Annotated in this window: 12 protein-coding genes; 4 read left to right on the forward strand and 8 right to left on the reverse strand. The window is 71.9% G+C overall.

The genetic code is table 11. The features are described 5' to 3' along the window. Positions 1-4 precede the first annotated feature (4 nt). From ACTG9Q_RS01670 to ACTG9Q_RS01685, 4 genes are all read right to left on the reverse strand, one after another. Positions 5-1186 (reverse strand): glycine C-acetyltransferase, encoded by a 1182-nt coding sequence (locus ACTG9Q_RS01670; protein WP_455570754.1) that lies wholly within the window; start codon positions 1184-1186, stop codon positions 5-7. Next, positions 1187-2215, reverse strand: a complete 1029-nt coding sequence (gene tdh, locus ACTG9Q_RS01675; protein WP_455570755.1) for an L-threonine 3-dehydrogenase — start codon at positions 2213-2215, stop codon at positions 1187-1189. A gap of 79 nt (positions 2216-2294) precedes the next feature. Next, positions 2295-2573, reverse strand: a complete 279-nt coding sequence (locus tag ACTG9Q_RS01680) for a DUF6191 domain-containing protein (protein WP_455570756.1) — start codon at positions 2571-2573, stop codon at positions 2295-2297. A 24-nt stretch (positions 2574-2597) separates the two neighbouring features. After that, entirely contained in the window at positions 2598-2801 is a 204-nt protein-coding gene (locus tag ACTG9Q_RS01685; RefSeq protein ID WP_455570757.1) for a hypothetical protein, read from the reverse strand. 59 nt (positions 2802-2860) lie between these two features. Between ACTG9Q_RS01685 and ACTG9Q_RS01690 the strand changes: the two genes are divergently transcribed. Together ACTG9Q_RS01690 and ACTG9Q_RS01695 are read left to right on the forward strand one after the other, a co-directional pair. Further along, the gene (locus ACTG9Q_RS01690; protein ID WP_455570758.1) at positions 2861-3766 is read left to right on the forward strand and encodes a helix-turn-helix domain-containing protein; all 906 of its coding nucleotides are present in this window, start codon (positions 2861-2863) and stop codon (positions 3764-3766) included. Positions 3767-3771: 5 nt separating this feature from the next. Next, the gene (locus tag ACTG9Q_RS01695; RefSeq protein ID WP_455570759.1) at positions 3772-3939 is read left to right on the forward strand and encodes a DUF397 domain-containing protein; all 168 of its coding nucleotides are present in this window, start codon (positions 3772-3774) and stop codon (positions 3937-3939) included. Here the strand turns inward: ACTG9Q_RS01695 and ACTG9Q_RS01700 are convergent. From ACTG9Q_RS01700 to ACTG9Q_RS01715, 4 genes are read right to left on the reverse strand one after another with little or no spacing between them, the layout of a single operon-like run. Continuing rightward, the gene (locus ACTG9Q_RS01700; protein ID WP_455570760.1) at positions 3923-4537 is read right to left on the reverse strand and encodes a DUF1707 SHOCT-like domain-containing protein; all 615 of its coding nucleotides are present in this window, start codon (positions 4535-4537) and stop codon (positions 3923-3925) included. The two genes, ACTG9Q_RS01695 and ACTG9Q_RS01700, sit on opposite strands and share 17 nt — an antisense overlap. A gap of 9 nt (positions 4538-4546) precedes the next feature. Then, positions 4547-5182, reverse strand: coding sequence for a response regulator (locus ACTG9Q_RS01705; RefSeq protein ID WP_455571297.1), 636 nt, complete (start codon positions 5180-5182; stop codon positions 4547-4549). Between the two features lie 11 nt (positions 5183-5193). Next, entirely contained in the window at positions 5194-6327 is a 1134-nt protein-coding gene (macS, locus tag ACTG9Q_RS01710; protein WP_455570761.1) for a MacS family sensor histidine kinase, read from the reverse strand. Beyond that, a complete protein-coding gene (locus ACTG9Q_RS01715) occupies positions 6324-7514 on the reverse strand; it encodes an AI-2E family transporter (protein ID WP_455570762.1) in 1191 nt (396 codons plus the stop codon). The genes macS and ACTG9Q_RS01715 overlap by 4 nt, the downstream gene beginning before the upstream one ends. A 62-nt stretch (positions 7515-7576) precedes the next feature. Between ACTG9Q_RS01715 and ACTG9Q_RS01720 the strand changes: the two genes are divergently transcribed. Together ACTG9Q_RS01720 and ACTG9Q_RS01725 are read left to right on the forward strand one after the other, a co-directional pair. Continuing rightward, complete coding sequence (locus tag ACTG9Q_RS01720; RefSeq protein ID WP_455570763.1) at positions 7577-9814, forward strand: hypothetical protein; 2238 nt, start codon at positions 7577-7579, stop codon at positions 9812-9814. Between the two features lie 188 nt (positions 9815-10002). Next, positions 10003-10761 carry a hypothetical protein gene (locus ACTG9Q_RS01725; RefSeq protein ID WP_455570764.1) on the forward strand — a complete coding sequence of 253 codons (759 nt, stop codon included), beginning with the start codon at positions 10003-10005 and terminating at the stop codon, positions 10759-10761. Positions 10762-10935: the final 174 nt, after the last annotated feature.

Consider the following 10935-nt stretch of genomic DNA (forward strand, 5'->3'; position numbering starts at 1 on the left):
GGTACTAGCCCAGCTTCTCCCGGGCGGTGATGAAGGCGTCGACAGCGCGGTTGACGTCGTCGGTGGAGTGGGCGGCGGACATCTGGGTGCGGATGCGGGCCTTGCCGTGCGGGACGACCGGGTAGGAGAAGCCGATGACGTAGACGCCCTGCTCCAGCAGCAGGTCGGCGAGCTGGGCGGCGCGGGCGGCGTCGCCGATCATCACCGGGATGATGGGGTGCTCGCCGGGCAGGAGGTCGAAGCCCGCCTCGGTCATGCGGGTGCGGAACAGGGCGCTGTTCTCGCGCAGCCGGGTCAGCAGGTCGGCGGAGGAGTCGAGCAGGTCCAGGCAGGCCAGGCTCGCCGCGGTGATGGACGGGGCCAGGGAGTTGGAGAACAGGTACGGCCGGGAGCGCTGGCGCAGGACCTCCACGATCTCGGCGTGGGCGGAGACGTAGCCGCCGCTGGCGCCGCCGAGGGCCTTGCCGAGGGTGCCGGTGTAGATGTCGACGCGGTCGCCGACGCCGAAGTGCTCCGGGGTGCCGCGGCCGGTCGGGCCCATGAAGCCCACCGCGTGCGAGTCGTCCACCATGACCAGGGCGTCGTGGCGCTCGGCGAGGTCGCAGATCTCGTCGAGGGGGGCGAGGTAGCCGTCCATGGAGAAGACGCCGTCGGTGGCGATGAGGCGGTAGCGGGCGTCGGCGGCCTCGACCAGCCGCGCTTCCAGCTCGCCCATGTCGCGGTTGCGGTAGCGCAGGCGCCGCGCCTTGGACAGGCGGATGCCGTCGATGATCGACGCGTGGTTCAGCTCATCGGAGATGACGGCGTCCTGGTCGGTCAGCAGGGTCTCGAACAGGCCGCCGTTGGCGTCGAAGCAGGAGCTGTAGAGGATGGTGTCCTCGGTGCCGAGGAACTGCGACAGCCGCGCTTCCAGCTGCTTGTGCGGGGCCTGCGTGCCGCAGATGAACCGCACCGAGGCCATGCCGAAGCCCCACTCGTCCAGCGCTGACTGCGCGGCCTGGACCAGCGCCGGGTGGTCGGCCAGGCCGAGGTAGTTGTTGGCGCAGAAGTTCAGCACCGGCTCATCGGCGCCGACGGTCACCGCGGCGCGCTGCGGGCTGGTGATCACCCGCTCGGACTTGTACAGCCCGGCGGCGCGGATCTCGTCGAGGGTGGTGCGCAGGTTCGCGCGCATCTCGCCGAACATTCAGCTCTCCCAATCCATGATGACCTTGCCGCAGTGCCCGCCCCGGGCGGTGTCGAAGGCCGCGGCGTGCTCGGTGTGGTGGAACCGGTGGGTGATCACCGGGGTGAGGTCGAGGCCCGCGCGCAGCAGCACCGACATCGCGTACCAGGTCTCGAACATCTCCCGGCCGTAGATGCCCTTGATGGTCAGCATCTTGAGCACGACGGTGCTGAAGTCGACGGCGATCTCGCGGGCGGGCAGGCCCAGCATCGCGATCCGCCCGCCGTGGGTCATGGTGGAGATCATCTCGCGCAGGGCGGAGGGCTGCCCGCTCATCTCCATGCCGACGTCGAAGCCCTCGGTCATCTCCAGGCGCCCGCACACGTCGGCGATGGGCCCCTCACCCACGTTGAGCGCCACGTCCACCCCGAGCTTGGCCGCCAGCTCCAGCCGCGCGTCGCTGATGTCGGTGATCACCACGTTCCGCGCGCCCGCGTGCTTGGCCACCGCGGCGGCCATCAGCCCGATCGGGCCCGCGCCGGTGATCAGCACGTCCTCCCCCAGGACGGGGAAGGACAGCGCGGTGTGCACGGCGTTGCCGAACGGGTCGAAGATCGCGGCGACGTCCAGGTCGACGTGGTGGTTGTGCACCCAGGCGTTCTGCTCGGGGAGGGTGACGTACTCGGCGAAGGCGCCGTTGACGTGCACGCCCAGCCCGATGGTGTTGGCGCAGAGGTGGCGGCGGCCCGCCCGGCAGTTGCGGCAGGTGCCGCACACGATGTGGCCCTCACCGCTGACCAGGTCGCCGGGTTTCACCCGCGTCACCGCGGCGCCGACCTCGACCACCTCGCCGACGAACTCGTGCCCGAGCACGAGCGGCGCCTGGATGGTCCGCGCCGCCCACTCGTCCCAGGCGTCGATGTGCAGGTCGGTGCCGCAGATGCCGGTGCGCAGCACGCGCAGCAGCACGTCACCGGGACCGGGTCGGGGGTCGGGCACGTCGACCAGTTCGAGCCCGGGGCCCGGGGCGCCTTTGACCAGAGCCTTCACGCTGTCCTCCACGAGTTCTCATCGCGGAGTCTGGCCCCGCCGCGCTGTGCGGTCCATCCGAAGTTTCTGCAGTGCTTGTTCAGTGATCCTTTACAGGCGGCACCACCAGGCGCACCGTGCCCGCGGAGAAGTCGACGACCGTCCGCGGCGGCGCGTTGTCCCCCACCTCGTCACGCATCATCAGCGAGTGCGCCTTGTGGTCCCGCTCGATGAGCTTGTTGGCCTGGAAGACCCCGGCGAAGTCCTCCAGCCCGGCAGCCGAGACCGGCAGCCCATCCGCCCCCCGCCGCCCCCGCTTCGCGAACGCCTCCACGGCGGCCACCACCACCAGGAGGAGGACCAGTCCGGGAAGCGTCATCGACCACAACCACCCCATGCCTGCTCAACGCCGCAGCCCCTCGGCCGGTTCCGAGACGGCCTTGGCCTCCAGCAGGTTGACGATGGAGTAGAAGTGCGGCTTCAACCCATCCACCTCGGCGGCGACGTCCCGAGGATCGGCGGTGAACTCGGTGTCCTCCTCCGGCACGACGCTCACCGTTAGCTGCCACCGACCGCAGACGCCCGAGATGGTCCAGGTTTTCTCCATGGGGGAACGATCACCCGGCTCCTGAGCGGGGTGCAAACAGCGGGGGGTTTGGTTCCACCGTGGAGACAGCCGATAACAAAGTCATGGGTGAACGGAGTGGAGTGTCGGTCCGCCAGCGGCGGGTGTCGGCGGAGCTGCGGGAGTGGCGGAGGAAGGCGGGCCTCACCTGCAAGGCGGTGGCTGAGGCACTGGATGTGTCGGTGGCCAAGGTCAGCCGGATGGAGACCAGGGAGCGCGGACTCCACGCGGACGACGTGTCGGCCCTGCTGGGCCTCTACCGGGTTCCACAACAGCGCAGACTGGAACTCCTGGAGATGGTCCGCAATTGCCACGAACCCAACTGGTGGCAAATCGTGGGGACGGCTCTGCCGAAGGACCTGCCAAAGTCGTGGACCGAGGTGGCTGACCTCGAGTCGAGAGCGGCGAGCATCATCAACTTCGAGACGATGCTGGCTCCTGGTCTTGTGCAGACACCGGAATACACGGCCGAGATTCTGCGCGGCGCGTCTTGGGACACCCCGCCTGAGGCATTGGTGCAGAAGCTGGTCGCGGCTCGGATGGGGAGGACGCGGATTCTGTCCACCCGCCCAGCCCCGGCGATCTCGCTGATCATGGACGAAGCCGTGCTGCACAGGTCGATCGGCGGTCCGCGAGTGATGGCGGACCAGTTGCACCACTTGCTGAATTGCGCGCGCCGCGAGAACGTGACGGTCCAGATACTCCCGTTCTCGGCCGGGGTGACGCCAGGTTTGGAAGGACCGTCGGTTCTCTATGACCTGCGAGACGGCACGAGCCTTGTCTATGCCGAGGGGCGCGGAACGAGCGCGTTTCTAGGAGAGGAACCGGCGATCCGTCGAACGCGCCTCGCGCTGCGTAAGATCGCCAAATCGGCGTTGTCGCCAGCGGACTCGGCCCGGCTCATCGCACGAGTGGCGGAGCAGCTAAACACATCAGGCAAGGAGTAGCGGTTATGGCAACCAGCTGGCGCAAGAGCAGCTTCAGCAGCACTGATGGCAACTGTGTCGAGGTGGCCTTCGCAGATACCGTCGGCGTGCGGGACTCGAAGAACGTTCCCGGTCCCCTGCTGACTTTTCCGACCACCTCGTGGAAGGACTTCCTGGCTAGCTCTCCCAGGTGACCTTCCAGGGCCTGCGGACCACCATGTTGCCGATGCGCACGTACTTCGGCTTCCGCAGGGTCAGGGAGCCCGCTGTCACCGAGCCCGTCACGATGAACTTGGGGTGGCCCGGTCCGCCGTGGGCCTTGTTCGTGACGCTGCCCGCGATGACGTTGACCTCGTCGGCCTCCACCGTGGCGTTGTCCGGCAGCAGCAGGTCCATCGAACCGCCCGCGAGGTCGACCTCGACGTGGACCTGGGCGTGGTCGATCACGGCCTCGGTGAAGTCGAGGTACGTCGAGCCCATGCGGTTGTAGACGGAGATCGACTGGGGCACGACCCAGCGGCCGTCGCGCTTGGTGGAGGACATCGTGTTGCGGAACTCCACCGGCTTGCCCGGGGGCTGACCGGAGTCCGGATGCGCGACGCCCGGGAGGTCCACCAGGACCGCGTTCAGCTCCGCCCGGGTGCGCGACGCCAGTGCCAGGTCGGTGCGGCGGGTGAACTCGTCGAGGTCCAGCAGGCCCCGGCCGATGGCCTTCTGCAGCACGTTGACCACGTGTTCGCGCTCGGCGTCCGACACGCGCAGGTCGCGGGGGTTGATCGGAGCTGGGTGCATACCCCGAGACTACTGCTCCGGGTCGTCGTCGAGGCCGTGTTCGATGGCGTAGCGGGCCAGTTCGACGCGGTTGTGGAGCTGGAGCTTGCGCAGCGTCGACTGCACGTGGTTCTCCACGGTGCGGTGGGAGAGCACCAGGCGCTCGGCGATCTTGCGGGCGCTGAGGCCCTTGGCGACCAGGCGCAAAACCTCGGTCTCGCGGTCGGTCAGCCGGGGGCCGTTGTCCGCCGGGCCCGCCGCCATCCGCCGGTACTCGCCCAGCACCAACCCGGCCAGCCCGGGGGTGAACACCGCGTCCCCCGCCGCCGTCCTGCGGACCGCGTCGACCAGCTCCTCCGCCGAGGCCGACTTGACCAGGTACCCCGACGCCCCCGCCTTCACCGCCTCCAGCACGTCGCTGTGCTCCCCGCTGGCCGAGAGCACCAGCACCCGCACCTCCGGCGCCTCGGCGGTGATCCGCGCGATCGCCCGCACCCCGGACTCCCCCGCCAGGTTCAGGTCCATCAGCACCACCTGCGGGCGCACCGTCCCCGCGATCCGCACCGCCTGCGCCGCCCCGGATGCCGTCGCGCGCACGTCGAACCCGCGCTCGGCCAGGTCCCTGGCGACGCCGTCGCGCCACATCGGGTGGTCGTCGACGACCATGACGGTGATGCTCACCTGCTGCCCCGCTTCCCGTTCCGGCGCGGAATCCGCACCTCCCACTCGGTTCCCTCCGCGGGCGCGGTGTCCAGGGTGACGGTCCCGCCCAGGTCGGCCACCCGCCCCTTGATCGACTTGGCCACGCCCAGCCTGCCCTCGGCCGCCGCCGTGCGCAGCCGCCCGCCCGCGATGCCGACGCCGTCGTCGCGGATGCTCAGCACCACCTCGGCGCCCAGGTCCTCCAGCAGCACCCACGCCCGCGCCGCCGGGCCCGCGTGCCGCTCGACGTTGGCCAGCGCCTCCCGGACGAGGTTGCCCAGCTCGCCCGCCGTCCGGCCGTCGACCACGACCGGCGTCGCGGGCACCGAGACCTGCGCGCGGTCGGTCGCCAGCACCTGCAGCAGCCCGCGCAGGTCGACCTCGTCCGCCCCCGAGTCCAGCGGCGCGGCGGCGACCAGCGCGCGCAGCGCCACCTCCTGCCTGCCCGCCAGCTCCGCCAGTTCCGCGGCCTCCCCGCCCAGTTCCCGCCCGCGCTTGCGCACCCGGGCCAGCACCTGCAGCACCCCGTCGTGGATGGAGCGGGCCAGCCGCTCGCGCTCCGCGGTGGCCGCCTCGACGCGCAGCGCGCGCTCCAGCCGCTCGGCGGAGCGCCGCGACGTCGTGGCCGCCAGACCCAGCACGAACCCGATCGCGACGAGCAGCACCATGTCCCGGGTCAGGTCCGTGTCGACGTAGCCGCGCAGCCCGTAGTTGAACAGCCCGACGACCGCGCCGAACGCCGTCCCCCCGACCGTCCCGCCCCGGACAGCGCCGACAGCCACCACCGCGGTCACCCACACCGTGGTCACCAGCGGCACCGCGTGCACCCTCAGCTGCGCCTCGGTCAGGGCCAGCGGCGACAGCGACATGATCGCGCAGCACACCGCCAGGTCCAGCCCGGTGAACCACGCCGAGGGCGAGGACCGCAGGTAGTGGACCGCCGTCACCGCCGTCCACGCCGCCATCAGCCCGACCGCCAGCCACGCCACCGCGACGTCGGCGTACTCGCCGTGGTGGAGCCCGACGACGCCCGCGGCGAAGACCAGGGTGATGACCCGCAGCAGGACCGCGGCCCGCCACAGCGGTGTCGTGGGGTCCTTGCGGCTCACGTCTTGCGGTCTCCCCAGGGCGGGGTGCCATCGGCCTCGCCCGGCACCGACCCGGTGTCGTCGAGCACGTCGACCGCGTCCGGCTCGGGCTCCTCGTGGGCCACCAGCGACCGCACGCCCGCGTTGAGCACGGCCAGCAGCGGCACCGACAGCAGCGCCCCGGCGATCCCGGCGGCCACCAGCCCGACACCGATGGCGAGCACGACCGCCAGCGGGTGCAGCTTCACCGCCCGGCCCAGCAGCCACGGCTGCAGCACGTGGCTCTCGATCTGCATGACGCCGATCACGACGGCCAGCACCACCAGCGCCGCGACGAAGCTGTTGGCCACCAGCGCCACCAGCACCGCGATGGTGCCCGCGAGCAGCGCGCCGATGATCGGGATGAACGCGGTGAGGAACACCAGCGCGGCCAGCGGCACGAACAGCGGCACCCCGACGATCCAGAGCCCGATGCCGATGCCCACGGCGTCGAAGATCGCCACCGCCGCGGTGGCCCGCACGTAGCTGACCAGCGAGGAGAACCCGCGCCGCCCGGCCACGTCGACCCGGTCGCGCACCTGCTGGGGCACCCCGCGCACCACGAACCGCCAGATGCCGGGGCCGTCGTAGAGGAAGAAGATCAGGACGAACACGGTCAGCAGCAGGCCGGTCAGGACCTCGCCGATGGTCGCCGCGGTCGTGATCGCCCCGGAGGTGATCGCCGACTGGTTGTCCTTGAGCGTGTCGATGACGGTGTTGATGTACGCCTGGATCTGGTCCTGGCGCAGGTGCAGCGGCCCGGTGGCCAGCCAGTCCCTGATCGTCTCCAGGCTCTCGTTGACCTGGCGCTGCAGGTCCGGCAGGCCGGTGGTGAACTCGGTGATCACGAACGTCAGCACGCCGCCGACCACCGCGATCCCGCCGACCATCACCACGGCGGTGGCCAGCCCGCGCGGCACCCGCATCTCCACGAGCTTGTGGACGCCGGGGGCCATCAGCGCGGCCAGCAGCAGCGCGATGGCGATCGGGATGACCACGTGGGCGAAGTAGCCCAGCAGCCAGATCACCACGTACAGCGCGCCGATGACCATGAGGAAGCGCCAGGCGAGCGCGCCACCGACGCGCAGACCCTGGGGAACGAGTGGGGTGACGTCGGCCAGCGGCGTCTTCGGGGCGTGCTTGCGACCCGCGACGCGGTTCCTGTTCATCGCTGGTCACGGTATCTGCCGAAACGCCGCGGACGCGACGATTTCTCTGATCTCATGGGCGCGTGTCCGAGTACGTGTCCTACGTACCCCTGGCCGGCCTGACCGAGACCGAGCACGAGGTGCTCGACGCCTTCGGCACCGGCTTCCGGCTCGACCTCGGCGGGCGCGCGGTCCGCGGCCCGGTGCTGGCCGGGCTGCTCAGCGGCGCCTACCCCCTCGGCGAGGGCGCGATGCCCGCGCTGCGGCTGGACCGGGCCAGGATCACCGGGCGCTTCGACCTCGAAGGCCGCACCGTCGGCCACGTGATCACCCTGCGGGACTGTGTGTTCGAGCGCACACCCGTGCTGCGCATGGCCCGGCTGGTGTCGCTGAACATGCGCGGCTGCCGGGCGCCCGGCCTGCGCGCGCGGAACCTGCGCGTGGCCAGCGACCTGCTCCTGGAGGCCGGGTTCACCTGCGAGGGTGTGCTCGACCTCACCGACGCCACCATCGACGGCACGCTGCGGATGGCCGGGGCGACGATCAGCCACCCCCGCGCGGGCGCGCTGCTGGGCGCGCGGCTGCGGGTGGCGGGCTCGATCCAGGCGACCGCGCTGCGCGCCGAGGGCGAGGTGCGGCTGCGCGGGGCGCACATCGGCGGCAGCGTGCACCTCACCGGCGCCGCGCTCTCGAACCCGAAGGGCGACGCGCTGGAGGCGACCGGGATGGTCGTGGAGGGCAACCTGTTCTGCGACAGCCTCCAGCGCCAGGGGTTCGACTCCGCGGGCGTGGTGCGGCTCAGCGGGGCGCGCATCGGCGGTGACGCGGTGTTCTCCGGGGCCACCATGCACGACGGCGCCGACGAGGGCGCGGTGCTGGTCCTGCCGCACGGCATCGCGGAGGACCACACCGTCCTCGACGGCGACCGGCTGCGGGTCGACGGCGACGTCAAGCTCGACGCCGGGTTCACCGCGCGCGGCTCGGTCGCGCTGCGCGGCGCCCGCATCGGCGGCCACCTGCTGCTCTCCGGCGCGCGCATCGGCAGGCCGTCGGTGGTGCGGGAGATGTCCGCCGCGTTCCAGGCGGCGCGGGCCGTCGAGCGGGTCCCGGTGGCGCTGCTGGCCGACGGCGTCGAGGTCGGCGGCGACGTCGAGGCCCGCGGCGACTGGCGCGGGCGCGACTCCGACGGCGACCCGCACGGCGCGCTGCGGGCCTACGGGCAGGTCCGGCTGGTCGACGCGACGGTGCACGGCAGCGCCAGCCTGTCGCGGGCGCGGCTCTACGGCCCGGCCATCGACGTGCTGTTCGCCGACCGGCTCACCGTGGGCGGCACGCTGTTCCTGCGCAAGGTCAGGGTCAGCGGGTCGGTGCGGCTGCAGAACGCCCACATCGGGTCCAGTTTGGACTGTTCCGGCGCGCGGCTGCGCAAACCCCGGCTGCGGCCCAACGGCACCGTCAAGCCATCGCTGGACGCGCGCGTGGCGACCATCGGCAAGGACCTGCTGTGCAGCCGTGGGTTCGTGGCCGTCGGCGGGGTGCGGGTGCGGCTGGTCGAGGTCGGCAAGATGGCCAGCTTCCACGGCGCGCGCCTGGGCGGGCGCACCCATCCCGCCCACCCGCGCACCGACAAGGCGCTCTCGGCGTACGGCCTCTCCGCCCAGGAGCTGGTGCTGGTGTTCCCGCCGCGCTTCCCGCCGCGCGGATCGGTGATCCTCACCCGCGCCAAGGTCGTCTCCGTCATCGACGGCCCGGCGCTGTGGGAGGCCGTCGGCGGGGTGGACGTGGAGGACTTCGCCTTCGAGGCCATCGCCGCCCAGCCCGAGGTGCCGGTGCGCACCCGGCTGGCCTGGCTGCGCGCGGTGCAGCCGGACTTCGCGCCGGGGCCCTACGAACAGCTCGCCGCGGTCTACTCCGCCGGTGGCGACGAGGAACTGGCGCAGCGGGTCCTGATGGAGCGCCAGCGCCGCCGCTACGCCGAGCTGCACCTCGCGGGCCGGATCTGGGGCAAGCTGCAGCACGTCACCGTCGGCTTCGGCTACCGGCCCTGGCTGGCCATGGTGTGGCTGGCGCTGTTCTGGATCGTCGGCACGGTCTGGTTCGCCGACAACGTGATGGAGCGCCTGGACGCCGACCAGAACCCGGTGTGGAACCCGCCGCTGCTGGCCACCGACCTGCTGCTGCCCATCATCGATCTGGGGCAGGACAACAAGTGGCGGATGGTCGGCCCGTCGCAGTGGATCTCCGGCGGGCTGATCGCCGTCGGCTGGATTCTGGCCACCACCGCCGCCGCGGGCGCCACCCGCGTGCTCAAGCGGAACTAGCCTCGCGGTCCACCTGCGCCCTTTGCTGACCGTGATCCGTGAAAACACGCTCGGTTTGTCACACGATCAGGTGGCCATCGCCAATCACCCGTGCATAACGGGCTCGTGGGATGAAAGTGTCTGCCTTGCGCGGTAATCACCGTGCGGCCAGGCTGAAATGAAAGCGACGGAATTCCACCGTGGACCCAGTGCGACGCGAGCGGACCGCCACCCGGCGCCTGCTCAGCCGTGCGCTGCTGGTCCTCGGCGGCGCCGCAGCGGCCTGGGCGGTCTCCGCGGGCACCGCGGCGGCCGACGCGGGCGCCGGTCTCCCCCGGGACCTCGGCGTGGCCATCGAGGCCGCGCCCACGTCGTACCCGGTCCTGACCGAGGGCACGGCCGCGGTCGCCGATCTCGTCGGCGACGTGGCGCACGTGCTGCGCTCCCCCGTCGACCCGGTGATCGAGGACGGCGCCAACTCCGCCGTCCGCGAGGTGGCTCAGAAGCTCAGCCACACCACGCCCGGGCAGCAGGTGGACACCCCGCTGCCCCTCCTCCCCGACCTTTCCCCGCTGCCCGACTCCGCCGCGGCGGACGGCCCCCACGCCGTCGCGCCGGAAATCGAGCGGCCGGTCGCCGTGTCCGCTGCCGAAGCGCAGCGGCACGGCGAGCCCGTCGCGTCGGCGCTCTCCTCCGCCGACGCGGACACCATCACCAAGCGCGGCCCGCCGGAGACCTCGTCGCAGGCTCCCGTGCTGCCCAGCGGCCCCCGCCCCTTGGCGCCGCTGTCCGTGCCCGCCCCCGCCCCCTCGGGGCACTCGGGGACGGGCGCCGGGGACGCGCCGCACTCCGGCCTGCTGTCCACGGTCCCCGCGGCCACCGAGCCCGCCGTCGTGCGCACCCCGCACGCCGCCCGGGTCGACGTGCCCGCGACCGTCGACGCGCAGCCCGGCGTCACCCCCGACTGAATTCCCGCGCGGCCGCGGGCGCTGTGACAGCGCCCGGCAAGGCAGGCGCGTGGACCCCACACCTGCCCCAGGCCGCGCATTCCCGCCGCGGGCATTCCCGCACTCCCTGATCAGGGCGTGATATTCGGCCGCGCCTATTCCGCGGCCAACCGCCCACATCCCGCGCAACGCGGA

Source organism: Actinokineospora lacus (assembly GCF_053813445.1).